Consider the following 25238-nt stretch of genomic DNA (forward strand, 5'->3'; position numbering starts at 1 on the left):
TTTCGCAAGACCCATGACAGAGCTGGTTACCGGGAAAACGCTCCCGAATGTCGTCGTCACCGGCATTGCCATGACGACCGCTCTGGCGACCGACGCCGAGAACACCTGGAAGCTGTTGCAGGACGGCCAGAGCGGCATCCGCGTCCTCGAGGACCCGTTCGTCGAGGAGTTCGACCTCCCGGTGCGCATCGGCGGACACCTGTTGGAAGAGTTCGACAGTCAGCTGACGCGCATCGAGCTGCGCCGGACGGGCTACCTGCAACGGATGTCGACCATCCTGGGCCGACGGGTGTGGGAGAACGCCGGCTCGCCCGAGGTCGACCTCAACCGGCTGATGGTGTCCATCGGCACGGGGATGGGTTCGTCGGAGGAAATGGTCTTCAGCTACGACGACATGCGCGCCCGTGGCCTCAGGGCCGTCTCGCCGCTGGGCGTGCAGAAGTACATGCCCAACGGCGCCGCCGCGGCGGTGGGTCTGGAACGGCACGCCAAAGCCGGTGTGATCACACCGGTTTCGGCGTGTGCGTCGGGTTCGGAGGGCATCGCCCAGGCATGGCGCAACATCGTGTTCGGCGAGGCCGACATCGCCATCTGCGGCGGCGTGGAGACCAAGATCGAGGCCGTGCCGATCGCCGCGTTCGCCCAGATGCGGATCGTGATGTCGACCAAGAACGACGACCCGGTGGGCGCCTGCCGCCCCTTCGACCGGGACCGGACCGGCTTCGTCTTTGGTGAGGCCGGCGCGCTCATGGTCATCGAGACCGAGGAGCACGCCAAGGCCCGCGGCGCCAACATCCTGGCGCGCTTGATGGGGGCCAGCATCACCTCCGACGGCTACCACATGGTCGCCCCGGACCCCAACGGCGAACGCGCCGGGCACGCGATGGCCCGGGCGATTCAGCTGGCGGGCCTGTCTCCCAAGGACATCGACCACATCAACGCCCACGCCACCGGCACCTCGGTGGGCGACGTCGCCGAAAGCCGCGCCATCAACAAGGCACTCGGCGGCCACCAGCCGGCCGTGTATGCCCCCAAGGCAGCGCTGGGTCACTCGGTGGGTGCGGTCGGTGCGGTGGAGTCGATCCTGACCGTGCTCGCGTTGCGCGACCAGGTGGTTCCCCCGACACTGAACCTGGAAAACCTCGATCCGGAGATCGATTTGGACGTGGTGGCGGGCAAGCCGCGCGCGGGCGACTACAAGTACGCGATCAACAACTCGTTCGGATTCGGCGGCCACAACGTCGCACTCGCCTTCGGGCGGTACTGACCCCGCCTTCATTGGCGAGCACACTCGGAACAGGAGACCTGCGATGACGATCATGGCCCCCGCGTCGGTTGGTGAGTCGCTCGACCCCCGGGACCCGTTGCTGCGTCTGAGCAACTTCTTCGACGACGGCACCGTGGAGCTCCTGCACGAGCGCGACCGCTCCGGCGTGCTGTCCGCCGCGGGGTCCGTGAACGGGGTGCGCACCATCGCGTTCTGCACGGACGGGACCGTGATGGGCGGTGCGATGGGCACCGAGGGCTGCCAGCACATCGTCGACGCCTACGACACCGCCATCGAGGAGCAGAGCCCGATCGTGGGTATCTGGCACTCCGGCGGGGCGCGGTTGGCCGAGGGCGTCAAGGCGCTGCACGCGGTCGGCACCGTGTTCGAGGCGATGATTCGGGCGTCGGGCTACATCCCGCAGGTCTCGGTGGTGGTCGGTTTCGCCGCCGGCGGCGCCGCTTACGGGCCCGCGCTGACCGACGTCATCGTGATGGCGCCGGAGAGCCGGGTGTTCGTCACCGGCCCCGACGTGGTGCGCAGCGTGACCGGCGAGGACGTCGACATGGCCTCGCTCGGCGGCCCGGAGACCCACCACAAGAAGTCCGGGGTGTGCCACATCGTCGCCGACGACGAACTCGACGCCTACGAGCGCGGCCGCCGGCTGGTCGGATTGTTCTGCCAGCAGGGCCATTTCGACCGCAGCAAGGCCGAGGCCGGCGACACCGACATCCACGCGCTGCTGCCCGAGTCGGCGCGGCGGGCCTACGACGTGCACCCGATCGTGACCGCGATCCTCGACTCCGACACGCCGTTCGACGAGTTCCAGGCCAACTGGGCGCCGTCGATGGTGGTCGGGCTGGGCCGGCTGTCCGGCCGCACGGTCGGCGTGCTGGCCAACAACCCGCTGCGCCTCGGCGGCTGCCTGAACTCCGAAAGCGCCGAGAAGGCAGCGCGTTTCGTGCGGCTGTGCGACGCATTCGGGATCCCGCTGATCGTGGTCGTCGACGTGCCGGGTTACCTGCCGGGCGTCGACCAGGAATGGGGCGGCGTGGTGCGCCGCGGCGCCAAGCTGCTGCACGCGTTCGGTGAGTGCACCGTGCCGCGCGTCACGCTGGTCACCCGGAAGACCTACGGCGGGGCCTACATTGCGATGAACTCCCGTTCGCTCAATGCGACCAAGGTGTTCGCCTGGCCGGACGCAGAGGTCGCGGTGATGGGCGCCAAGGCCGCGGTGGGGATTCTGCACAAGAAGAAGCTGGCCGCCGCGCCCGAGCACGAGCGCGAGGCGCTGCACGACGAGCTGGCCGCCGAGCACGAGCGGATCGCCGGCGGCGTCGACAGCGCCATCGAGATCGGCGTGGTCGACGAGAAGATCGACCCCGCGCACACGCGCAGCAAGCTCACCGAGGCGCTGGCCCAGGCGCCGACACGCCGCGGCCGCCACAAGAACATCCCGCTGTAATTTCGTGAGCCTGCGAGCGTAACCTCACTGCGAAAAATCGCGCCAGAAATCGCGGTGGGGTTACGCTCGCGGTTGACCGAGAATCGCCGAGAGCGCTTGGCGTAACTGACCCTCCGGGTCACCCGGCAGGCCCTCGCAGCGCCAGCCGACGAAATCGTCCGGGCGAACCAAGAGCGCCCCTTCGGGGGCGAGCCCGGTAATCGAGGCCCACTCCTCGCTCCGGATGCACTGCGCGGCAACCGATAGCGCAGCCGCGGCGGTACGCCAGCGCTCGTCGCCGGTCAGCAGAGTGAACCCCGGCCCCAGCAGGTCGAGCGTCGAGACGCCGTCGCGCACCCACACGTGCGGGACCCGGGTGCCGGGCTGCCCGCGCAACTCGTCCACCAGCAGCCCGCCCGGCTCGTCGGACAACACCGCCGCCGAACGGTATCGGTAGCCGATGAGCAGGTTGAACATCGGGCATTCTTCGTCGGCCGGCAGTTGCGGCCGGTAGTCGTTCGCGGGAAACACGGCCAGGCTCGGGCCGGTCAGCGACTGCCGGGCCACGAAGCGCCCCACCGGATGACGCTCGTCATGGTAGGTATCCAATAGCCCCGGCCCGGCGCTCCCGTCCAACACCGCGGCCAGCTTCCAGGCCAGGTTGTGCGCGCTCTGGATGGCGGTGTTGGCTCCCCCGGCCTTGAACGGCGGCATGGTGTGCGCCGAATCGCCAACGAGAAAGACTCGACCACAACGGAATTGGTCGGCCACCTGTTCGTACGGCTGCCACGCAGCGACCTCGATGATCTCGGTGTCCAGCGGCTCGCCGAACGCCTTGGTGAGTAAATCGAGACAGCGGTCGGGCGCGAACTGCTGCGCCGTCGTGATGAACATGCCGAGATCGCCCTTGGCCACCAGGAAAATGCCGTCCACATCGGCGTTTTTCACCTGCACGGCATCGCCATCGTCCAGCTGCGGGACCAGCCGTCGCCACGGCGCACGGAAGTAGACGAACACGACATAGATCGGCAGCGCGCCGTATCCAGAGGTGTTGATGCCCAGCCGGTTCCGGATCGGGCTGTGCACGCCATCGGCGGCGACGAGATAGTCGGCGCGGACGGTTTCAGACCCGTCCAGCACCGCGGTGACGCCGTCGTCGTCGACGTCGAGCGAGGATAGCTCCGTCCCGTAGCGCACTTCGCTGCCGCGCCGACGGGTTTCGGCGAGCAGCATCGGCTCCAGGTGACTTTGCGGGCAGTACTGCGCGGCGGGCTCGGGGCTGAGCTTGTCCATGCCCGCGAAGATCGCGTCGATGTCGATGGCCTGCCGTTCGTCCGGGCTGTTCAGGGCCGGCTTGACCGTCATCGCCGACACGTGATCGGCGACGGCGTGCACCTGGTCGCTGAGGCCGAGGCCGCGCAGGATCTCCAAACTCCGGAAGCTCAGGTTGCGGGCCTTCGGGTAGATGAACACCTCGCGCCGCTTTTCGACCAGCAGCGAGCGAATCCCGTGCTGGGCGAGCAACACCGACGTCGCCAGCCCGCCCGCGCCCGCGCCCACCACCAGTACCGGCACCCTCAATATGGAAGTCACACCAAAATGATAGCGACTGTCACTTCACAAAGCGACCCACAAACTCCTCCGCCACGCCGACCACGCGCTCGCGGTCCCCCGCCACCAGGCCGATGCGCGTCCGCCGGTCCACGATGTCGTCGACGTCCAGCGCGCCCTCGTGCGTCACCGCGTACTCGAATTCCGCCCGGGTCACGTCGATGCCCTCGGCGACCGGCTCGGCCGGGCGGTCGCACGTCGCGTTCGCGACGACGCCGAACGCCTCGACGCCGTACCGTGCCACCAGCGACGCGGGCAGTCCCGCCGTCGCGCCACCCGAAGGCCCCGGGTTCGCCGGCGCCCCGATCAACGGCAGGTCGCGGGTGCGGCAGTCCGCCGCGCGCAATCCCCGCCGCCCCACGGCGAAGTCCACGACGTCCTCGGCCATGTACCGGTATTCGGTCAGCTTGCCGCCGATGATGCTGATGACGCCGGACGGCGCCTCGATGACGGCGTGCTCGCGCGACACGTCCGCGGTGCGGCCTTCGCCCGTGTCGATCAGCGGGCGCAGGCCGGCGTAGGCGCCGAGCACGTCGGCCGTGCCGAGCGCAGTCCCCAACGCGGTGTTCACCGTGTCGAGCAGGAACGCGATCTCGTCGCCGGACGGTTGCGGCACGTCGGGGATCGGGCCGGGCGCGTCCTCGTCGGTCAGGCCCAAATAGACCCGGCCCAGCTGCTCGGGCATCGCGAACACGAAGCGGTTGAGCTCGCCGGGGATCGGAACCGTAAGGGCCGCAGTGGGATTCCCGAACGCTTGGGCGTCGAAGACGAGGTGCGTCCCGCGGCTGGGCCGCAGCCGCAATGAATCGTCGATCTCGGCCGCCCACACGCCCGCCGCGTTGATCACCGCGCGGGCCGACACGTCGAACGACTGCCGGGTGCGCTGATCAGTCAATCGCACCGAGGTGCCCGTCGCCTCGGACGCCGCGACGTAGGTCAGGATTCGGGCGCCGTGCTGCGCCGCGGTGCGCGCGACCGCGGTCACCAGCCGGGCGTCGTCGATCAGTTGACCGTCGTACGCCAGGAAGCCGCCGTCGAGCCCGTCGCGTCGCACCGTGGGCGCCATCTGAACGACGCGTTGCGCCGACACCCGCCGCGACCGCGGCAGCACCGACGACGGCGTACCCGCCAGCGCCCGCAACCCGTCGCCGGCCAGGAACCCGGCGCGCACCAGCGCGCGCTTGCCGCGGCTCATCGATCCCAGCAGCGGGACCAACTGCGGCATCGCGTGCACGAGATGAGGGGCGTTGCGCGTCATCAGGATTCCGCGCTCGACGGCGCTGCGCCGGGCGATGCCGACGTTCCCGCTCGCCAGGTAGCGCAGGCCGCCGTGCACCAGCTTGGAACTCCATCGGCTGGTGCCGAACGCCAGGTCGTGCTTCTCCACCAGCGCCACCCGCAGGCCGCGCGCGGCGGCGTCCAGCGCGATCCCGGCGCCGGTGATGCCGCCGCCGATCACCACGACGTCCAGCGGCGCGCCGTCGGCCAGGGCGGTCAGGTCGGCGGTGCGGCGCGCGGCGTTCAGGGCGGAAAGGTTCACGAGAGGTATCCGTTCAGCGAGTAGGCGAGTTCGGCGGCCAGCGCGTCGGCGTCCAGGATCGGCCGGACGATCCGCTCGGACTGGATGGTCGACTGGGCGATCAGCAACACCATGGTGGCCATCTGCAGCGGATCCCCGGCGCGGACGCTGCCGTGGCGCTGGGCCGCGCGGAGCCGCTCGGCCAGGGCGTCGATCAGCATCTGCTGGCTGGCCCCGAGGCGTTCGGTGATGTAGATCGGCGCCAGCTCCGAATGCAGTACCGACATCACCAGGTCGTCGCGGCGCAGCAGGTCGGCCACCGTGACGATCTGTCGCACCAGCGATTCGCGGTCGTCGCCGAGCAGCGGGGCGTCGCGCATCACGCCGGTGATGTGCCGGGTGAGCAGCGCCGCCACGATCGACTTGGTGTCCGGCCAGCGGCGGTACACCGTCGGCCGGCTGACGCCCGCGCGACGCGCGATCTCCGCCAGGGTCACCCGGTCCACCCCGAAATCGACCACACAGCTGGCCGCCGCCGCCAGGATCCGGTCGCCGGTATCCGCCGGAGCGTTACTGATTGACAGCATGTGTAATACTGTAACGCATGACGCACGCCGAGGAACTCCTCCCGCCGATGAAATGGAACGCGTGGGGGGATCCCGCCGCGGCGAAGCCCCTCTCGGAGGGCATCCGCAACTTGCTGAAACAGGCTGTGGGCCTGCAGGATTCGGACACACCCGAGATCGACGCCGACGAGGTGAGGCTGCGCCCCTCGGCGCTGTCGGCGGCCGACAAAGACGCCCTGGCCGGCATCGTAGGCGCCGGGTACTGCCGCACCGACGACCGCGACCGGCTGCTGCGCGCCGGCGGCAAATCCACCCTCGACCTGCTGCGACGCCGGGACGCCGGCGTCCAGGACGCGCCCGACGCCGTGCTGCTGCCCGGGGACGACGACGCCGTCGCCGCGGTCCTGCGGTACTGTTCCGAGCACCGCATCGCCGTGGTCCCGTTCGGCGGGGGCACCAACGTGGTCGGCGGCCTCGATCCCACCCGCGGCGAGTTCGACGCCGTGGTGTCGCTCGACCTACGCCGCTTCGACCAGCTCATCGAGCTCGACGAGGTGTCCGGCCAGGCCACCCTCGGCGCCGGCGTCACCGGGCCGGACGCCGAACGCCTGCTCGGCGCGCGCGGTTTTTCGCTCGGGCATTTCCCGCAAAGCTTCGAATACGCCACCATCGGCGGGTTCGCCGCGACGCGCTCGTCGGGCCAGGACTCGGCGGGCTACGGCCGGTTCGACGACATGGTGCGCGGCCTGCGGATGGTCACCCCGGTCGGCACGCTGGAGCTCGGCCGCGCGCCGGCGTCGGCCGCCGGCCCCGACCTGCGCCAGCTGCTGCTGGGCTCGGAGGGAACCTTCGGCGTCATCACCGAGGTGCGGCTGCGTGTGCACCGCACCCCGGAGGCCGTCGCGTACGAGGCGTGGTCGTTCCCCGATTTCGAGACCGGCGCCGCGGCGCTGCGCGCCGTCACCCAAAACGGCACCGGCCCCACCGTCATCCGGCTCTCCGACGAGGTCGAGACCGGGGTCAACCTGGCCACCACCGAGGCGATCGGCGAAAGCCAGATCACCGGCGGGTGCCTGGGGCTCACCGTGTTCGAGGGCACCAAGGAACACGTCGATCACCGGCGCGCCGAAACCGGCGCGCTGCTCGCGGCGCGGGGCGGTACGTCGCTGGGCGAGGGGCCGGCGCGGGCCTGGGAGCGCGGCCGGTTCGGCGCGCCGTACCTGCGCGACTCGCTGTTGTCGGCGGGCGCGCTCTGCGAGACGCTCGAGACGGCCACCGACTGGTCGAATGTGTCCACGCTGAAAGCCGCTGTCACCGAGGCGCTTACGAGTGCGCTGGCCGAGTCGGGCACCCCGGCACTGGTGATGTGCCACATCTCGCACGTCTACCCCACCGGCGCCTCGCTCTACTTCACCATCGTCGCCGGGCAGCGGGGCAACCCGATCGAACAGTGGTGGGCCGCCAAGAAGGCCGCGTCGGACGCGATCGTCGCCAACGGCGGGACCATCACCCACCACCACGCCGTCGGCGCCGACCACCGGCCCTGGATGCGTGACGAGGTCGGCGAGCTGGGCGTCCAGGTGTTGCGCGCGGTCAAGGCGACGCTCGACCCGGCCGGAATCCTCAACCCCGGCAAGCTGATTCCGTGACCCGCCGCGAGGTCGGCAAAGTCACCGCGCTGACCAATCCCGCCTCCGGACACGGCGCCGCCATCCGCGCGGCCCAGGTCGCGATCGCCCGCCTGCACGAGCGGGGTGTGCAGGTCACCGAGATCATCGGCGACGACGCGCGAGACGCGCGCCACCTCGTCGCCGCCGAACTCGACCGGGGAACCGATGCGGTCATGGTCACCGGCGGCGACGGCGTCGTCTCCAACGCGCTGCAGGTGCTCGCCGGCACCGACGTCCCGCTCGGCATCGTCCCGGCCGGCACCGGCAACGACCACGCTCGCGAATTCCACATCCCCACAAAGGATCCCGCGGCCGCCGCCGACGTCGTCGCCGACGGCCGCACGGAAACCATTGACCTGGGCCGGATCAGGTGGGGCGACAACGAGAAGTGGTTCGGCACCGTCGCGGCCACCGGCTTCGACTCCCTGGTGACCGACCGCGCCAACCGGATGAGCTGGCCGCACGGGCGGTTGCGCTATTACATCGCGATGCTCGCCGAGCTGTCGCAGCTGCGCCTGCTGCCTTTCCGGCTGGTGCTGGACGGCAGCCAGGAGATCGACGCCGACATCACGCTCGCGGCCTTCGGCAACACCCGCAGCTACGGCGGCGGGCTGCTGATCTGTCCCCACGCCGACCCCACCGACGGCCTGCTCGACATCACCATGGCCCACTCGGCGTCCCGGACGAGGCTGGTCCGCCTGTTCCCCACCGTGATGAAGGGCACGCACGTCAACCTCGACGAGGTGACCACGGCGCGCGCCAAAACGATCCACGTCGAATGCCCGGGCATCAACGTCTACGCCGACGGCGACTTCGCCTGCCCGCTGCCCGCCGAGATCTCCGCGGTGCCCGCGGCGCTGAAGATCCTGCGTCCGGTCCGGCCGTAAATTCGGGCACGCCAGTCAGACTGCCGTGGTGCCGCCGTCGACGATCAACGCCATACCGTTGACATAGCTCGAGTCGTCCGAGGCGAGGAACAACGCGACCGTCGCGATCTCCTCGGGGCGGCCGTTCTTTCCTCGCGGGATCAATGCCTCGAACTGTGCCTTCGTCTTTTGGTCCAACTGTTCCAGCAACGGTGTGTCGACCTGGCCCGGAGTCAGCAGGTTGACCCGGATCCTCCTGTCCTTCAACTCGGCCACCCACACGCGGGCGTAGGCGTGCAGCGCGGCCTTGCTCGCCGCGTACACGCTCCAGAACGGATAGCCCTTCACCGACGCGATCGACCCGGTCATGAGGATCGAGGCGCCGTCGCGCAACAGCGGCAACGCCTTCTGCACCGTGAAGAGCGTGCCGCGCGCGTTCAGCCCGAATGCGGCATCGAAGTGCTGCTCCGTGATCTCCCCGAGCTTGCGCTCCTCGCCGGTGCCGGCACTTGTCCACAACACGTCGATGGCGCCCTTTTCCCGCCTGACCGCGTCGAACAAACGGTCCAGATCGTGCAGGTTGGCCGAATCGGCTTGCACGGCGGTCACATTCGGACCGATCAGCCTGACGGCCTCATCCAGCGCTTCCTGCCGCCGACCCGAGATGAAGACGTGAGCTCCTTGTTCGACGAACAACTTCGCACCGGCCAGCGCCATACCGCTCGATCCACCCGTGATCACCGCCACCTTGCCGTCAAGCTTGCCCATGACCATTCCATCGGGCGATTACCTGGCCGGCGAACTCGAGCAACTGGTCAAGGCTGGGGAACATCGCGAAGGCATCCACGATCGCCTCATCAACACCTGACCCGGCGAGGCGCGCGAGCCTGTCGGCAACCGAGTCAACCGACGTGCCCGGTTCGAGGTTGATCCGCATGGCCGTCTTCAGCGCGTCGGGATCGCGGCCGGCGTCCTGCGCCGCACGGCGCGCGACCGACCACAAGTGGTCGGTGACCTCGTCCTGCAGCCCCTCGACCCCGAGCCAGCCGGTGCCGCTGCGGCCGACCCGGCGCATCGCGGCCTCACTGGCGCCGCCGATCCAGATGGGCGGACCGCCGGCCTGGACCGGACGCAGGTCGGCATGGACCGGCGGCAGCGAGAAGAACTCGCTCTCCCAGGACACCGGGGTGGTCGTCCACCACTCGTGCAGGAACGCCAGTAGGTCATCGAGCATCTTCCCGCGCCGGCTCCAGTCCGCGCCGCGGGCGATGTCGTGTTCGTCCTTCATCCATCCGACTCCCACGCCGACGTCGAGGCGGCCGCCGCTCAGCACGTCGAGCGTGGTCAGCAGCCGGGCCAGGTGCACCGGCTCGTAGTAGAAGGTGCTGAGCGTGCTGGAGTTCAGCCGGATCCGGCTGGTCGCCGTGGCGGCGACCGTCCACAGCAGCACCGGATCGAGGTAGCGGGTCATCTGCGGCGGGTACGGCTGCTCCTTGCCCGGGTAAGTGCTGTGCATATCAACCGGCGTGACCAGGCGGTCGCCGACCCATAGTGTGTCGTAACCGAGGTCCTCGAGTCCGCGGCAGAACGCGCTCAGGCCGCCGGCGCCGGTGATAGCGGGCCCGACGATGGGAAGTGCAAAACCAAGCTTCATCAGGGATTCCTTTCGGTGATCCATCAACCATTGCCGGGGCGCAGGCGCCCCGGGTCGTTCACGGCGCGGCTCAGGCGGGAACGGTGGCGCCGAGGGCGAAATCGAAGTTCCCCACCCCGTGGCGGGCGAGACCCATCATGACCAGGCCCGTTCCTTCCAGCCAGTGCGCCATGTGCAAGCCGCCGACGTCCAGCGGGCGCAGCCCGAGGCTCTCGACGAACTCCGAAAAGGCCGCCTTGGCGCGCGCGTCGTCGCCGGCAAAGAAGACGTCGAGCGGCCGGCCCTGGGCCAGGACAACACCGAAGATGGTGTTGAACGCCTTCACCACGCTGGCGCTGGCCGGGGCCGCCTTCGCAACTTCCTGGGCGACCGACGTGTCATCGGGGATCGCCAACCCGTCGGCCGCGGCATTGAAGGGGTTGCTGATGTCGACGATGACCTTGTCCGCGAGGGCGTCTCCGTACCGGGCGACGACCGGAACGACGTCGGCGTACAGCACGGACACGATGACGATGTCCCCCGCCGGCACGGCGCCGAACTCTCCCGCCGTGGCGCCGCCGCCGAGCTCTTCGGCCAGGTCGGCGGCCTTGGACCGATCGCGGCCGATGACCTCGACGGTGTTGCCGCCCACGACCGCCAGCGCGCCGATGGCGCGGGCCATGTTGCCGGTGCCGATGATGCTGATGCTCATGAGGTGTCCCATCCTGAAAGTGGTCGAAAAGGTTGACGTGTCCACCTTAAGCAATATTGGATGACACGTCAACCAATGGGGTAGCATGGAGGCCGATGGAACCGAATTGGCTGAACCCCCGTGAAGACCGCGCTTGGCGGGCCTTCCAGCACGCGCACCATCGGCTGGACGTGCACCTGAGCCGGGGCCTGCAGAAATCGGGCCTGTCCGGGGCCGACTACGAGGTTCTGGCGGTGCTCTCCAGCCACGACGGAGACCGCATGCCCGCGCGCGACCTGTGCAACGCCCTGGGGTGGGAGAAGAGCCGCGTCTCCCACCAGGTGCGGCGCATGCAGCAGGACGGGCTGATCTGCCGCGAGCCGAACCCCGACGACGCCCGCAGCACCATGGTCTGCCTACTGCCGGCCGGCCGCGCCGCCATCGAGAAGGCGGCGCCCGCGCACGTGGACGACGTGCGGCGGAACTTCATCGACCTGCTCAGTCCGGCCGAGCTCGACATGCTCGCCGCCCTCAACGAACGAGTGCTGCGCCACCTGGCTCAAGACGACGAGCCCGCCGACGACGAGCCCTCATAACCTTCATGCACGCGCGTCCTGTGCCCTACCGGCTCGACTCGGCAGTGCCGTTCGTCACGGGCCCTCGATTTGGCTGTGGAGGTCATCGAGGTAACCGTCGTAAGCGGCGATGATGTCGTCGAGATCGAGTTGCTCGGGTAGCTCGTCGGGGCGCTGCCGTGCAATCAGATACGCGATGGAAGCGGCGACCACACGGGTTTCGTCGGCGTCGGGCCCGCCGATGCGCGCGACGACCTCTGGCGTGGCCCGCAGCCGGACGGTGACAAGCTCCTCGCCCTGCTCGACACGCACGAGGTAATCGTGATCGCCGAGTGCTTCGATGCCGGGCGTTTGACTGCTTTCCGTTGCCATCCCGCACCTCCGATTGTCGTTCCACCCAAGCCTTTTCCGCGACGGGTGAGCCGCAGGCCAGTCCCATTAGATGGTCTGGTGGCGGCCGAAGAATTCGTGGTCTTCGTTGTAACCGCCGAAACCGCTACCCAACTCGGAGTAGTGGGCTACGAACTCAATGCCCTTGAGCCACTTCACATGCCGGAAGCCGTGCTGCAATTCATTGCGCAGCCGCAGTGGCGCGCCGTGACCGTAGCTGACGGGTTCGCCGTTCATGTCGTAGGCCAGCATCGTCAGATGGTGACTCATCTGGGCGATCGGGTGCGCGACGTAATAGATCCCCCCATCCGCCCCGGGGCCCAGCGAATAGAACACCACCCATTTCGCCTCGGGCAGTGGTTTGACGATGTCCATGATCGTCTGCATCGACACGCCACCCCACTTGGCCACACCCGACCAGCCCTGGATGCAGAAGTGTTGGGTGATCTGTTCGTGGTACGGCAAGTCATGCAGGTCGGCCAGCGAGAATTCGGTCGGGTTCTCGACAAGGCCGTAGATCCGCAGCCGCCAATCCACGAAGTTGTTCTTCTCCAACTCCTTGTACTCAACAGTTTCCGGATAGGTGCCGTTGTGCCAGAAGTATGGCGAGATGTCCTTATCGCTGAAGGCGCCCGGTCGCGGGTTGGTGCGCTCGAAGAGCCGCTGCAGCGGCCCGATGAGCGCGTCGCCGACGCGCTGCACCACTCGCGGGTGGCGATACGTGAACGGGGTGGCGGCCACCCAGCCGACGGTCACGACCGCCATGGCCGCGGCGAAGACCCAGAACCCTAACCACCCGTTGTCGTCGCGGGCGGCGAACATGTGGTTGAGGTTGCGCACGGCATCGGTGGCGAAGACCATCGTCACGTGCAGGACGATGAACATGACGAAGTACATCAGGACCAGGAAATGCAGTGAGCGTGCGTGCTGAATGTTCAACCGTTTGCTGATCACGGTGAGACGCATCGAAAGTGCCGGCGACATCCCGAGCGCGGTGATGACCGCGAGCGGTGCCGCGATGAAGACCGTTGTGAAGTACGCCAACAACTGCAGCGCGTTGTAAGCCACCCAGGTGTTATCGGTCGGCCAGTCCAGCGAAAGGTATTGGATCGCAACCGATACGGCGTTGGGAAAGACGTCCCAGCTGGTCGGCACGATGTGTCGCCATTGACCGGTAGCGAACAGCAGCACATAGAAGACCGCGCCGTTGAGAAGCCACAGAACGTCAACTCCGAGGTGCCACCACCGCGCCAGCCCGATGGAATGGCGGATCCCGGGCAATCCCAACTGACCGGGCAGACCAACCGAGTCGTCCTTGGCCGTCCACAGCGGATCATCCGGCACCGGCTTGGCCACTCGCAGCCACTCGTCCTTGCCCGGTGTGGCGTTGCGGCTGAAGTACAGCCGCGGATGATCGCACAGGATCTGAATCCCGGACCGGATGATGAACGTCATCAAGAACAGGTTGAAGAAGTGGCTCCACCCGACCCACGCCGGGATGCCGGGGCTGACGCCGGAAGGTGCGTGGGTTCCGGGATAACGCTGGATGAATGCCTGCACCGCCGGGATGTTGTGCAGGCCTTTGGCCGCGGCTACGGCCACGGCGAGCACGGCGAACCCCATGGGGATCAGCCACAGCACGTTCAACCACTTGTCGCGCCCCACCCGCAGCCGCGGCACGATGGCCCGCTTGTCCTCTATGCCGCCGGCCCATGTCTCACGGTTGACGATGTTCTCGGCGAGGCGCAGCTCTGTGCGGTACCCCGCGCCCCGGTGGACGTTGTGGACGTCTTCGCTCGGCTTGCGCTCGTCTTCGTCAGTTGCCGCGGCAGTGACGGCGGCTCCGCACGAATCCACATTCCCAGCACCACCACTTCGGGCCTCGCTGGCGCGGAGTTCGTTGTCGGACATGCCGTCTCGCACCTAACTTATTTTTTACAAATGCGTATGGATAAACCATACCGCCTGACCTGCCCCATCGGGACGGTCGATCCGAGTGATTCCGCTCACCAGCCGTGCGGTTTCTCAGGCCGACAAACCGCCGACTCCACGCCAATTGCAGATCCTTCGCGCCGCCCGACGAGAATCGCCGCGTTGTGACAACTCCGGCGCCGAGCGCGCACGGCACCCTCACCGGCGCGCTATCCATAGGCATCTGAACGGCGCGCAAGGCCAGTGTCGAAATGCCAGCACGACGTTTGGCCCGGCGGACGGCTACCCGACGCCGCGGCTGAGCCAGGTCACCTCGCCGGCGTCGCCGCCGTCGCGATAAACCTCGAGCGCCTCGTCCCACGCGGTGCCCAGCACCGAGTCCAACTCGGCGGCCAGATAGTCGGCGCCCTGCGCCATCATCGAGCGCAGCCGCATCTCGCCCACCATGACGTCGCCGTTGGCGCTCATCGCCCCGCTCCACAGCCCCAGCTGCGGGGTGTGGCTGAACCGCTGGCCGTCGACCCCGGGGCTGGGGTCCTCGGTGACCTCGAAGCGCAGCACCGACCAGGAGCGCAGGGCGTTGGCCAACCGAGCGCCGGTGCCTACCGGCCCGACCCAGTTGGTGACCGCGCGCAGCTGCCCGGGCATCGCCGGCTGCGGTGTCCAGACCAGGTTGGCCTTGGACTGCAGGGTCGACGACAACGCCCACTCGACATGCGGGCATACCGCCGCGGGCGAGGCGTGGACGTACACCACACCCGTCGTCACGTCGGCAAATTGGTTCGACGCACGCATCTCCTGCTCCTTCGGTTCCACGAGGGACGTCTTCCCCAACGACCTGGTGGACCGCTTGAAGCGGAATGCATGTAAATTTTTGTGTCCTGCGTGTCTATTGTGCCTTGTGATACCCCTGTTGCGCTAGTGTGCGGAGTGGCTAAATATCACTCGGCCAGCACCAGGTCCGAAAGCGCAGGCCACGGCTCTAACGCCCACTCCCCGAAGTCGCGGTTCGTGAGGACCACGAGCGCCCGGTCGGCCTCGGGATCCGCCCAGATGAACCCGCCCGCCTGACCGAAATGGCCGTACGTGCGCGCCGAGTTGCGCGCGCCCGTCCAGTGCGGCGACTTGGCGTCGCGGATCTCGAAACCCAGGCCCCAGTCGTTGGGCCGCTGCACGCCGTAGCCGGGCAGCACCCCGTCGAGCCCGGGAAACTGCACGGCGATGGCCTCGGCGTGCAGCTTCGCCGACACCGTCGACGGGCGCAGCAGGTCGCCCGCGAACAAGGCCAGATCCGCGACGGTCGACGTCGCGCCGAATCCGGCGGCCTCGGCTCCGCCGTGCAGCCGGGTGGCCGCCAGGCCCAGCGGCTCGCACACCGCCTCGGCGAGGTAGTGGCCGAATTCGATGCCCGACTCCGCCTCGATGGCCCGGGCCAGCACGCAGAACCCATAGTTCGAATACATCCGCCGGGTGCCGGGCTTGGCCAGCACGCGATCGCTGTGCATCGCCAAGCCCGACGCGTGCGCCAGCAGGTGACGGATCGTGGAGCCGGGTGGGCCGGCCGGGGTGTCCAGCTCGACGACGCCCTCCTCGATCGCGACGTGCGCGGCCCGGGCCACCAGCGGCTTGGTGACCGAGGCCAGCTCGAACACCCGCCCGGTGTCGCCGTGGGTGCCCAACACCCCGTCTGGCCCGACGACCGCCGCGGCGGCGGCCGGCACCGGCCAGTCGGCGATCGCGTCGAGCGCCGGCATCACTTCCGGGCGATGTAGTAGTTGTTGATCGGGTCGCCCTCGACCTCGGTCACCCGGACGTCGCCGAACCCGGCGTCGCGGAGCATCGACGTGGCCAGCTGCGTGCCCCATGCGGTGCCCAGCCCGACGCCGTCCAGCGCCAGCGACACCGTCATGCAGTGCATCAGCGAGACGGTGTAGAGGTAGGTGCTCATCGGGATCCCGACGTTTTCCTCGAGCCGGCTCGATGCCTTGATGTCGGCCATCAGGAAGACCCCGCCCGGCCGCAGCGCGCGGTAGATGTTCTCCAGCACCCGCGCCGGGTGCGCCTGGTCGTGGATGGCGTCGAAAACGGTGATGACGTCGTAGGCCTCGTGCTTGTCGAGGTGCGTCAGGTTGCGGCTCTCGAAGGTGGCGTTCGTCAGGCCGAGGCGCGCCGCCTCGGCGACACCGGCCGCGACGGCCTCGTCGGAGAAGTCGATGCCGGTGAACCGGCTCGCCGGGAACGCCTGGGCCATCACGTTGATCGCGTGGCCGCTGCCGCACCCGAAGTCGGCCACGTCGGCCCCGGCGCGCAGCCGCTCCGGCAGGCCGTCGACCAATGGCAGCACGACGTCGACGAGCGCGACGTCGAACACCGCGGCGCTCTGCTCGGCCATCAGCGCGTGGAAGCGCGGGAACTCGCTGTACGGCAGCCCGCCGCCATCCCGGAAGCAGCCGACGATTTTCTGCTCGACCTCCCCGAGGTGCGGGAGAAACAGGGCCACGAGGGCCAGGTTGTCCGGACCTGCGGCACGAGTCAGCAGGCCGGCCCGGTGCGCGGGCAAGGAGTAGGTGCCGGCGTCGGCGTCATAGTCGACGACGTGCCCGGTGGTCATGCCGGCCAGCCACTCCCGCACATAGCGCTCGTTGAGCCCGGCGGCCTCGGCGATCTGCGCGCTGGTGGCGGGCGGCAGGCCGGCCATCGTGTCCAGCAGGCCGGTCTGGTGCCCGATGCTGAGCAGGATCGTGAGGCTCGCGCCGTCGATGGCCGCGACCATTCGCCCGGCGAAATCTTCCGTGGTTTCCGAGGTGGTTTCAGGTGCCGTCACGCTCTGCAGACGCTACACCCACGCGGCACACGTCGAGACTGCGCTCAGCGCGTGCTTGTCGCCGCGTTGGGCGATCTGAGCGCAGACTCGATGCCGGCACCGGGCGGGCTACACCGTAGGTTGGAGCGCATGAGTCAGACAGTGCGCGGAGTGATTTCACGCAAGAAGGGCGAACCCGTCGAGCTGGTGGACATCGTCGTCCCGGACCCCGGGCCCGGCGAAGCGGTGGTCGACATCATCGCCTGCGGCGTGTGCCACACCGACCTGACCTACCGCGAGGGCGGCATCAACGACGAATACCCGTTCCTGCTGGGCCACGAGGCGGCCGGCACCGTCGAGGCGGTCGGCCCGGGCGTGACGAACGTCGAGCCGGGCGACTTCGTGATCCTGAACTGGCGCGCGGTGTGCGGGGAATGCCGGGCCTGCAAGCGCGGCCGGCCGCAATACTGCTTCAGCAGCCTCAACGCCGAACAGAAGATGACCCTGACCGACGGCACCGAGCTGACCCCGGCGCTGGGCATCGGGGCGTTCGCCGACAAAACGCTGGTGCACTCCGGGCAGTGCACCAAGGTGGACCGCCAGGCCGACCCGGCGGTCGCGGGCCTGCTGGGCTGCGGCGTGATGGCCGGGCTGGGCGCCGCGATCAACACCGGGGCCGTCACCCGCGACGACACCGTCGCCGTGATCGGCTGCGGCGGTGTGGGCGACGCCGCGATCGCGGGGGCCGCGTTGGTCGGGGCCCGGCAGATCATCGCCGTCGACACCGACAACACCAAGCTGGACTGGGCCCGCAAGTTCGGTGCCACGCACACGGTCAACGCCCGCGAATTCGACGTCGTCAAGACGATCCAGGACCTCACCGACGGCTTCGGGGTGAACGTGGTGATCGACGCGGTGGGCCGGCCCGAAACCTGGAAGCAGGCGTTCTACGCCCGCGACCTCGCCGGAACCGTTGTGCTGGTGGGGGTTCCGACTCCCGACATGCAGCTGGAGATGCCGTTGCTGGACTTCTTCAGCCATGGCGGATCGCTGAAGTCGTCGTGGTACGGCGACTGCCTGCCCGAGCGCGACTTCCCCACCCTGGTCGACCTGTACCTGCAGGGCCGGCTGCCCCTGGACAAGTTCGTCTCCGAGCGCATCGGGCTCGACGACGTCGAGGAGGCGTTCCACAAGATGCACGACGGCAAGGTGTTGCGTTCGGTGGTGATCCTGTAATGGTGACGATCGATCGGGTGGTCACGCACGGCACGTTCGAATTAGACGGCGGCAGTTGGGAAGTCGACAACAACATCTGGCTGATCGGCGACAATTCGAACGTCGTGGTGTTCGACGCCGCCCATGACGCGGCGCCGATCGTCGAGGCCGTGGGCGGCCGCCACGTGGTGGCGGTGGTGTGCACGCACGGGCACAACGACCACGTCACGGTGGCCCCCGAACTGGGCGAGACGCTGGACGCGCCGGTACTGTTGCATCCGGCGGACGAGGTGCTGTGGCGAATGACCCATCCGGACAAGGACTTTCGCACCGTGTCCGACGGTGAGAGGTTGACCGTCGGTGGCACCGAGCTGACGGCGCTGCACACGCCGGGCCACTCCCCCGGATCGGTGTGCTGGTACGTGCACGACCTGGGCGTCGTGTTCAGCGGCGACACCCTGTTCGCCGGCGGCCCCGGCGCGACGGGGCGCTCCTACTCCGACTTCCCGACGATCCTGCAGTCCATCTCCGAGCGGCTCGGCACGCTGCCCGGCGAGACCGTCGTGCACACCGGCCACGGCGACAGCACCACCATCGGCGACGAGATCGTCCACTACGAGGAATGGGTGGCCCGCGGCCACTGAAAGGCGTTGCCGGCGAACGGCTATGCGTTCCCGGGCGGTCGAAGGCCAAGGGCGCCCAGAAGTTCCTCGCTTCCCCACGGCTTGCTCTTGGCGGCCTCGCGAAGCTCCTCCCGCCATTCCTCTTTGTCCCGAAGCCCCGACCTGGCGCCTCGGAAGAAGCCCCGCAGGTTCGGGACGCGAAGCCTGAGCAGCGGCAGGGGCACCGCCGCCTTGTCGTGGTCGGCATCGGCCGGATGCGTCCCGTCGGTGCTCTGGTGCAGCGGTTGGCTCTTGGGCGCCGTCGGTATCGGCGGCGGGGCGGCGGGCGCGGCGGCCACGGCGGGGGCCACCGGCGCTACCGGTTCGCCCAAGCCTCCGATGGCCGGGGAATCGGCGCCGAAGCCGCCCACGACGGGCGCGGCCAGGCCCGCGGCCGGATAGCCGCCCGCGATGACGGGGGGCGCGGCCTGCGGCGTGGCGACGTGCGGTATCACCGGGGCGGGCGGGGCAGCCGGCGCCACCGGCGCCCAAGCGGCTGGGATGGCCGCGGCACCTACGCGGCCCGGGTCAGCGACTCCGCCCCCGGGCGCACCGCCGTCGCCGGGAGGCGCGCCGTTGGCGCCGCCGCCGGCATTGGCGCCTTGCGGACCACCGGACGCGGCCGGGTGGGCGTCCGCGCCGGTTGGGCCGAGGCCGCCGCCCGCCGGGTTGCCGCCGCCGGGCCCGCCGACGCCGCCGCTGGGCACTGGTGCGACCACGCCATGTTGAGCGGTACCCGCGCCGTCCCCGGTCAGGTGCCCGGCGGTCTTGCCGGAGGCAGCGACGATGCCCGCCACCTTGTCCAGGGGCGACGCATTGGCGGCTTCGGCGTTGGCATAGGTCCCCGCGCTCTCCCGCAGGGCCTGCACAAACTGGTTGTGGAAAGCGTCCGCCTGGGCGCCGGCGGCCTGATAGGCCTGCGCGTGCGCGGCGAACAGCGCCGAGACGAACGCCGAGACCGCGTCGGCGCCCGGGGCGTGCGCTCCTGCGGTCCCGGCGGCTGCGTTCGCATTGGCCGCGTGGATGGTCCAACCGACCGAGGCCAAATCCCCGGCCGCGGCCGCCAACAGGTGCGGCGTTGTTGTCACGTGCGACATGAGCCAGCTCCCAACCCCACTGCCAACCAGAGCGTAGCGCGGTCGGGACCGACATCCTAGGGCCGAAGCGGCCCTAATAACCCCCGAGCATGCGGCGCTTCTCGGCCTCGAATTCCTCGGCGGTCAACGCCCCCGAATCGCGCAGCGCCGCCAGTGTTTTGAGCCGCTCAAGGCGCACCCCCTCGCCGCTCGGCTCCACCGGCCCGGCCGGCGTCACCACCGGGGAGGCGACGGGCGGGGGGTAGAACGGGTTGGCCGCCACCACCGCCCGGCGCCGGGTGCGCCCCAACCACAGCCCGGACAGGATCGAATCGACCAGGCCCACCACGAACAGCCCGACGAACAGCCACACCACAAAGCCCAACGAACTCTTGTGCCCGAAGGCCAGGCGCGGGTTGATGTATCCGTTGACCTGGCCGTCGGTGGTGATGTTGTAGTTGCCGCTCACGGGAATCTGGGCCACCCACACCCGCACGTGCGCGTCGTTGTTGACGGTCGTTGTGCTGCCGATGCTTTCGTTCAACGCCGGTTGCGCCGCGCCGTCGGGTGGCGCGATCGTGACGCCGAGCGGCGGCACCGGCAGGCCGCCGTTGGGGCTGCCGACGACGACGGTGTGCAGGCTGACGGTGACCTCGCCGGCGGGCAGGTAGACGCTCCCGGTTCCCGGGATCGGCACCTCGCCGTAGGCGTTGTACTTGTCCAGAAAGAACGCGTTGAGCACCAGCGCGACGATGAAGCCGCCCACCGACACGATCATCAACACGACGGCGGCGGCCAGCGAAACCTTGGCGAGCCGTCTGCTGTTCATCCAGGAAGTGTGTCACCGCGGGTCAAGCGGTGCCACTGTCGACGGGACGGCACAAAGAGCACACTATGACGGGGCGCATACGAAGGGAGTGCTACGCATGGCCAAGGATCTGGTCGCCACGGTGCCCGACCTGTCGGGGAAGCTGGCAATCGTCACCGGGGCCAACAGCGGCCTGGGGTTCGGGCTCGCCCGGCGCCTGTCGGCCGCCGGAGCCGACGTCGTCATGGCGATCCGCAACCGCTCCAAAGGGGAAAAGGCGATCGAGGACATCCGAGCGACGGTCCCCGACGCGAAGCTGACCATCAAGGCCCTTGACCTGTCGTCGCTGGCGTCGGTCGCCGCGCTGGGCGAACAACTCAACGCCGAGGGCCGCCCGATCGACATCCTGATCAACAATGCCGGCGTCATGACGCCGCCGGAACGCGACACCACCGCCGACGGTTTCGAATTGCAGTTCGGCAGCAACCATCTCGGGCATTTCGCGCTGACCGGGCACGTGCTGCCGCTCCTGCGCGCCGCCGGCAAGGCGCGGGTGGTCTCGCTGAGCAGCCTCGCGGCCCGCCAGAGCGGCAAGATCCACTTCGACGACCCGCAGTTCGAGAAGTCCTACGCCGCCATGTCGGCCTACGGCCAGTCCAAGCTGGCGGTATTGATGTTCGCCCTCGAACTGGACCGGCGCAGCCGCGCGGGCGGTTGGGGCATCACGTCCAACGCCGCGCACCCGGGGCTGACCAAGACCAACCTGCAGATCGCCGGGCCCTCGCACGGCCGCGAAAACCCCGCGCTGATGGAGCGGCTCTACAAGGCGTCGTGGCGTTTCACCCCGTTTTTGTGGCAGGAGATCGACGAGGGCATCCTGCCCGCGCTGTACGCGGCCGCCGCGCCGCACGCCGAGGGCGGCGCGTTCTACGGGCCGCGCGGTTTCCAGGAGCTCGCCGGTGGCGGCGTGCGGCCGGCCCGGGTGCCCGCACGCGCCCGCAACGAGGACGACTGCCGTCGGCTGTGGGAGCTGTCCGAGCAGCTCACCAAAGTGAGCTTCCCGCGGCCGGACTGACTATCGTTGGTGCATGCGGCCGGAACCTCGTCTGCCCGAATCGAGCATCGTGGTCCGGCCCGAGCCGACCGACAGCGCGAACTACACCCAATCGTCGCGGCTGCAGGCCGCCGGCCTGGCGCAGGCCATCGCGTTGTTCGAGCGGGCCGCGGAACAGGTGCCGCTCCCGGCGGCCCCGCAGCCGATCGTCATCGCCGACTACGGCGCCGCCAACGGGCACAACTCGCTGAAGCCGCTGTCGGCGGCCATCGCGGTGCTGCGCCGACGCACCCGGTCCGACCACGCGATCCTGGTGGCGCACACCGACGTTCCGGGCAACGACTTCACCGCGCTGTTCCAAACCCTGGCCGACGACCCGGACAGCTACTTGCAAACGGACACAACGAGTTTCGCATCCGCGGTCGGCCGGTCCTTCTACGGCCAGATCGTGCCGTCGAAGACCGTCAACCTCGGCTGGACGTCGTGGGCGACACAGTGGGTGAGCCGGATCCCCCACGAGCTCGACGATCACGTGCACGCCGCCTACAGCAGCGACGCCGCGGCCCGCGACGCCTACACCGCGCAGGCCGCCACCGATTGGCACGATTTCGTCGCGTTCCGCGGGCGCGAGCTGGCCCCCGAGGGGCGGCTCGTGGTGCTGACGCTCGGTGTCGACGAGGACGACATGCCCGGCTTCAAGACGCTGCTCGACGCGATCGTCGCGGCGCTGGCCGAACAGGCGCGCGACGGCCTGCTCAGCGAGGCGGAGCTGCGGCGCATGGTCATTCCCACCTCCGGCCGCAGCGAGCGGGACTTTCGCGCACCGTTCTCCCCGAGCGGCCGGTTCGAGGGGCTCACGATCGAGCACCTCGAGATGTTCGACGCCGAGGATCGATTCTGGGCCCGGTACCAAATTGACGGTGACGCAAACGCTTTCGGTGCGCAGTGGGCCGCATTCGCCCGGGCCGCGCTGTTCCCCGCCCTGGTCTGCGGCCTGGACGGTGCCGCCGCCGACCCGCGGGCGGGCGAGTTCGCCGACCGGTTGGAGGCCGCCGTCGCGGGGCATTTGTCAAGCGCACCGGAGCCGATGCGGATTCCGCTCGCCTCGGTCGTGCTGGTCAAGAACCGCCGCGCGGACTGACGAGAGTTTCGACACAGCGGAGCAGCGGGTAACCCCCCGGGGTGGTCGGAACTGCGACTCCAAGGGGGTTAGGTGCATGAGCGTGCAGGACGACAAAGAGGCTGGCCAAGAAGAGGACCAGAAGTTAACCGAAAAGCCTGAAATCAACGAAGAACACAAGCAACAGGCCGCCGAGATGATGAAGGCCTACAAGGACGAGGCCACCGTGGTACTACCCGGTTCGGGCGGCATGGTGTCCGGCACGGCGGTCAACGACTGGCTCGACGAGGACGGCAACCCGCAACACCAGGAGCCCGACGATCGCGGCTCCGAGGATCAGGCCACGGCCGACGAAGGCCGCGACGACGAGGCCCGCAAAGAGCAGATCGAGAAGGACAAGGCCCTCAACGAGGAACTGCGGGAAGCCTCATCCGCGGAAAACAAGGGCGAAAAGCGCTGAGCTGAAACCCAATTCAGCGGGCGCGCAGGGCGATCTGGCTGAGTAGCGGGGGGATCTCCGGGAAGCCGGGAATCGGCTCGTTGAGCCCCGGTATCGGGGGCAGCGGCGGGAGCTCGGGGATTCGGGGGATGCGCGGAATAGCCGGCAGGGCCCGCGGTGGCGCCGGCGCCGCCGGGGCTTCCTGAGGAGCCGCCGGGGCGTCCTGAACCGCCGGCGGGGCGGCGGGGGTCGGCGTATCCGATGCGGGCGGCGGGTTGGTGTCCGGGCTCGACGGCGGCGGTGGCTCCTGGGCCGACGGCGGTGGCGGCGGTGTCGTAGTGCTCGCCGGCGGTGCCGGCGAGGCGGGAGTCGTGCCGCCGCCCGGATTGGTCATCGGCTGGTTATTTGAGCCCAACCCGATCGCCAGGGCGACGCCGGCCAGCACCAGAACCGCCAGGGCACCTAACACGAGGATCATCGGCAGCCGGCGCCAGGGAAAGGCCGATTTCTTGGCTTCCGGCGCGGAGGGCTCCGGTTGCTCGACCTTCAGCGCCGGGCCGGCGGACGTCTGGCCCGAACCCGCGGCTTTGGGCCACGGGCGTGCGGCGGTGGGCATGGCGCCCGAGCCGGCGCCGTCCTGCGCCCAGGCCCGGGCGGGCATCCCGCCGGACACCGCCGCCGGCGCCAAGCCGGCGGCCGTCGCCGGCGCCAAGGCGGCCGCCGTTGCCGTCGCCGCCGGAGCCTGCGCAGTCGCGCCGCTGAAGTCGGGACGCCGGGCCGCACGCAGCGCGGCGCCGGTGGCGGCCGCCAATTGCGGGCGCGGCGTGGTGACGACCGGGACGCGCAGGTGTGCGGAAAGCCGCGTGGTGATCGCCGGGATGTTCGCACCGCCGCCCACCGAGACCACCGCGACGAGGTCGCGAATGCCGTTGCGCCGCAAGGCCTCATCGAGCACGGCCACCAGGTTGTTCAGCGGCCCGCGGATCGCGTCGTCCAGCTCGTCGCGGGTGAGCCGGACGTCGGACAAGGTGGCCACCGTGTTGGTGGAGAGCCGCTCCTTGGCGCCGCGGCACCCGGCGCGCAGCCGGCTCACCGAGCCGACCGCCCCGCTGCCCGGCACGAACGCGCCCGTGCTCGGCAGGTTGGCCATCGCGGCGCTCAACAACGCCTGGTCGATCATGTCGCCGCTGAAGTCGTGATGCCGCACCGTCGGGGCGAGCGCCTCGTCGGCGGCGGCGTCCATCAGCGTGATGCTGGTGCCGCTGCCGCCGAAGTCGCAGACGGCGACGGTGCCGCGCCCAGGCATGCCCGGGCTGGTCCGCAACGCGGCCAGCGCCGCATTGGCGTCCGGCATCAGCGTCGGCTGCCGAGCATGGTCCGACCATTCCGACACCCCGGCCAGCGCGGCGCTCAGGGCGGCCACCGACTCGGCGGACCAGTGCGCCGGGTAGGTCACCGCGACGTTGTCGGGCAGCGGGCTCCCGCCGCTGGCGGCGTAGGCCAGGGCGCGCAGCCCGTCGGCGAGCAGCGCATCGCTGCGGTGCACCGAGCCGTCGGCCGCCACGATTCCCGCGGGGTCTCCCACCCGGTCCACGAAGCCGGTGACGACCAGGCCCGGCTCGTCGAGCTTGGGATTTTCCGAGGGCACGCCGACCTCGGGCGGGCGTTGGCGATACAGGGTGAGGACGGGCTTGCGGATGATCGCCAGATCGGCGGTCACCGCCGCCAGGTTGGTGGAACCAATCGACAAACCCAGCGCCGGTGTCGCTCTGTCGGCCATCTACCCATCCCCGTAGTCAGCGGCGCATATTCCACCTTTGCGCAATTGTGTCGCCGATTCCTATAGCCATTCGTAGCGTCAGCTATGCGTGAGCTGTGCGACTCCGGGGGTCGGGTT

Annotated in this window: 24 protein-coding genes; 10 read left to right on the top strand and 14 right to left on the bottom strand. The window is 69.3% G+C overall.

Translation table 11 applies throughout. The features are described from left to right. The first annotated feature begins 13 nt into the window (after nucleotides 1-13). Together kasB and A5673_RS00345 are read left to right on the top strand one after the other, a co-directional pair. A complete protein-coding gene (kasB, locus tag A5673_RS00340; protein WP_068226511.1) occupies nucleotides 14-1267 on the top strand; it encodes a 3-oxoacyl-ACP synthase KasB in 1254 nt (417 codons plus the stop codon). A 43-nt stretch (nucleotides 1268-1310) separates the two neighbouring features. Continuing rightward, nucleotides 1311-2732, top strand: a complete 1422-nt coding sequence (locus A5673_RS00345) for an acyl-CoA carboxylase subunit beta (protein ID WP_068226512.1) — start codon at nucleotides 1311-1313, stop codon at nucleotides 2730-2732. A 60-nt stretch (nucleotides 2733-2792) separates the two neighbouring features. Here the strand turns inward: A5673_RS00345 and A5673_RS00350 are convergent, their stop codons facing one another. The 3 genes from A5673_RS00350 to A5673_RS00360 are packed head-to-tail and all read right to left on the bottom strand — an operon-like array spanning nucleotide 2793 to nucleotide 6428. Continuing rightward, nucleotides 2793-4304, bottom strand: a complete 1512-nt coding sequence (locus tag A5673_RS00350; RefSeq protein WP_068226513.1) for an FAD-dependent monooxygenase — start codon at nucleotides 4302-4304, stop codon at nucleotides 2793-2795. 19 nt (nucleotides 4305-4323) lie between these two features. After that, nucleotides 4324-5862, bottom strand: coding sequence for a glycerol-3-phosphate dehydrogenase/oxidase (locus A5673_RS00355; protein ID WP_369806445.1), 1539 nt, complete (start codon nucleotides 5860-5862; stop codon nucleotides 4324-4326). Then, on the bottom strand, nucleotides 5859-6428 hold the full coding sequence (locus tag A5673_RS00360) for a TetR/AcrR family transcriptional regulator (RefSeq protein WP_068226515.1): 570 nt from the start codon (nucleotides 6426-6428) through the stop codon (nucleotides 5859-5861). Before A5673_RS00360 ends, A5673_RS00355 begins: the two co-directional genes overlap by 4 nt. Nucleotides 6429-6475: 47 nt before the next feature. Between A5673_RS00360 and A5673_RS00365 the strand changes: the two genes are divergently transcribed. Next, complete coding sequence (locus A5673_RS00365; RefSeq protein ID WP_156747744.1) at nucleotides 6476-8056, top strand: FAD-binding oxidoreductase; 1581 nt, start codon at nucleotides 6476-6478, stop codon at nucleotides 8054-8056. Further along, nucleotides 8053-8964 carry a diacylglycerol kinase gene (locus A5673_RS00370; RefSeq protein WP_068226517.1) on the top strand — a complete coding sequence of 304 codons (912 nt, stop codon included), beginning with the start codon at nucleotides 8053-8055 and terminating at the stop codon, nucleotides 8962-8964. The genes A5673_RS00365 and A5673_RS00370 overlap by 4 nt, the downstream gene beginning before the upstream one ends. A 15-nt stretch (nucleotides 8965-8979) precedes the next feature. On the opposite strand, the gene A5673_RS00375 is transcribed toward A5673_RS00370, so the two are convergent. From A5673_RS00375 to A5673_RS00385, 3 genes are all read right to left on the bottom strand, one after another. Beyond that, a complete protein-coding gene (locus A5673_RS00375) occupies nucleotides 8980-9711 on the bottom strand; it encodes an SDR family NAD(P)-dependent oxidoreductase (RefSeq protein WP_068226518.1) in 732 nt (243 codons plus the stop codon). Next, on the bottom strand, nucleotides 9698-10597 hold the full coding sequence (locus A5673_RS00380; protein ID WP_068226643.1) for a TIGR03619 family F420-dependent LLM class oxidoreductase: 900 nt from the start codon (nucleotides 10595-10597) through the stop codon (nucleotides 9698-9700). The genes A5673_RS00375 and A5673_RS00380 overlap by 14 nt, the downstream gene beginning before the upstream one ends. Nucleotides 10598-10667: 70 nt before the next feature. Continuing rightward, on the bottom strand, nucleotides 10668-11288 hold the full coding sequence (locus A5673_RS00385; protein ID WP_231970767.1) for an NADPH-dependent F420 reductase: 621 nt from the start codon (nucleotides 11286-11288) through the stop codon (nucleotides 10668-10670). Between the two features lie 95 nt (nucleotides 11289-11383). On the opposite strand from A5673_RS00385, the gene A5673_RS00390 reads away from it, so the two are divergent. Continuing rightward, complete coding sequence (locus A5673_RS00390; protein ID WP_068226520.1) at nucleotides 11384-11863, top strand: MarR family winged helix-turn-helix transcriptional regulator; 480 nt, start codon at nucleotides 11384-11386, stop codon at nucleotides 11861-11863. 54 nt (nucleotides 11864-11917) lie between these two features. Here A5673_RS00390 and A5673_RS00395 read toward each other — a convergent pair whose 3' ends face one another. The 5 genes from A5673_RS00395 to A5673_RS00415 all read right to left on the bottom strand — a co-directional run bounded on the left by A5673_RS00395 (nucleotide 11918) and on the right by A5673_RS00415 (nucleotide 16937). Then, nucleotides 11918-12214 (bottom strand): hypothetical protein, encoded by a 297-nt coding sequence (locus A5673_RS00395; RefSeq protein ID WP_068226521.1) that lies wholly within the window; start codon nucleotides 12212-12214, stop codon nucleotides 11918-11920. Between the two features lie 66 nt (nucleotides 12215-12280). Beyond that, complete coding sequence (locus A5673_RS00400; RefSeq protein ID WP_082958470.1) at nucleotides 12281-14143, bottom strand: molybdopterin-dependent oxidoreductase; 1863 nt, start codon at nucleotides 14141-14143, stop codon at nucleotides 12281-12283. A 303-nt stretch (nucleotides 14144-14446) separates the two neighbouring features. Continuing rightward, nucleotides 14447-14959, bottom strand: coding sequence for a DUF3145 domain-containing protein (locus tag A5673_RS00405; RefSeq protein WP_066932833.1), 513 nt, complete (start codon nucleotides 14957-14959; stop codon nucleotides 14447-14449). Nucleotides 14960-15105: 146 nt separating this feature from the next. Beyond that, nucleotides 15106-15918: a serine hydrolase gene (locus A5673_RS00410; RefSeq protein ID WP_068226522.1), complete on the bottom strand. Its 813-nt coding sequence runs from the start codon at nucleotides 15916-15918 to the stop codon at nucleotides 15106-15108. Further along, entirely contained in the window at nucleotides 15918-16937 is a 1020-nt protein-coding gene (locus A5673_RS00415; protein ID WP_068226523.1) for a class I SAM-dependent methyltransferase, read from the bottom strand. Before A5673_RS00415 ends, A5673_RS00410 begins: the two co-directional genes overlap by 1 nt. 180 nt (nucleotides 16938-17117) lie before the next feature. On the opposite strand from A5673_RS00415, the gene A5673_RS00420 reads away from it, so the two are divergent. After that, a complete protein-coding gene (locus tag A5673_RS00420) occupies nucleotides 17118-18203 on the top strand; it encodes an S-(hydroxymethyl)mycothiol dehydrogenase (RefSeq protein WP_068226645.1) in 1086 nt (361 codons plus the stop codon). Continuing rightward, complete coding sequence (locus A5673_RS00425) at nucleotides 18203-18826, top strand: MBL fold metallo-hydrolase (RefSeq protein WP_068226524.1); 624 nt, start codon at nucleotides 18203-18205, stop codon at nucleotides 18824-18826. The genes A5673_RS00420 and A5673_RS00425 overlap by 1 nt, the downstream gene beginning before the upstream one ends. 20 nt (nucleotides 18827-18846) lie before the next feature. On the opposite strand, the gene A5673_RS30380 is transcribed toward A5673_RS00425, so the two are convergent. Together A5673_RS30380 and A5673_RS00435 are read right to left on the bottom strand one after the other, a co-directional pair. Beyond that, nucleotides 18847-19941 (bottom strand): PE family protein, encoded by a 1095-nt coding sequence (locus A5673_RS30380; RefSeq protein WP_068226525.1) that lies wholly within the window; start codon nucleotides 19939-19941, stop codon nucleotides 18847-18849. Between the two features lie 73 nt (nucleotides 19942-20014). Beyond that, a complete protein-coding gene (locus A5673_RS00435) occupies nucleotides 20015-20749 on the bottom strand; it encodes an SHOCT domain-containing protein (protein WP_068226526.1) in 735 nt (244 codons plus the stop codon). Nucleotides 20750-20846: 97 nt separating this feature from the next. Here A5673_RS00435 and A5673_RS00440 point away from each other — a divergent pair, with 97 nt between their 5' ends. The 3 genes from A5673_RS00440 (at nucleotide 20847) to A5673_RS00450 (ending at nucleotide 23362) form a co-directional block, all read left to right on the top strand. Beyond that, a complete protein-coding gene (locus tag A5673_RS00440) occupies nucleotides 20847-21803 on the top strand; it encodes an SDR family oxidoreductase (RefSeq protein WP_068226527.1) in 957 nt (318 codons plus the stop codon). Nucleotides 21804-21816: 13 nt separating this feature from the next. Beyond that, nucleotides 21817-22923 (top strand): SAM-dependent methyltransferase, encoded by a 1107-nt coding sequence (locus A5673_RS00445; protein WP_068226528.1) that lies wholly within the window; start codon nucleotides 21817-21819, stop codon nucleotides 22921-22923. A 76-nt stretch (nucleotides 22924-22999) separates the two neighbouring features. Further along, nucleotides 23000-23362 (top strand): hypothetical protein, encoded by a 363-nt coding sequence (locus A5673_RS00450; RefSeq protein ID WP_068226529.1) that lies wholly within the window; start codon nucleotides 23000-23002, stop codon nucleotides 23360-23362. Between the two features lie 13 nt (nucleotides 23363-23375). On the opposite strand, the gene A5673_RS00455 is transcribed toward A5673_RS00450, so the two are convergent. Next, on the bottom strand, nucleotides 23376-25121 hold the full coding sequence (locus A5673_RS00455) for an Hsp70 family protein (RefSeq protein ID WP_068226530.1): 1746 nt from the start codon (nucleotides 25119-25121) through the stop codon (nucleotides 23376-23378). Nucleotides 25122-25238 lie beyond the last annotated feature (117 nt).

The sequence above is a fragment of the Mycobacterium sp. E3198 genome (genome assembly GCF_001667015.1).
Lineage (GTDB): Bacteria > Actinomycetota > Actinomycetes > Mycobacteriales > Mycobacteriaceae > Mycobacterium.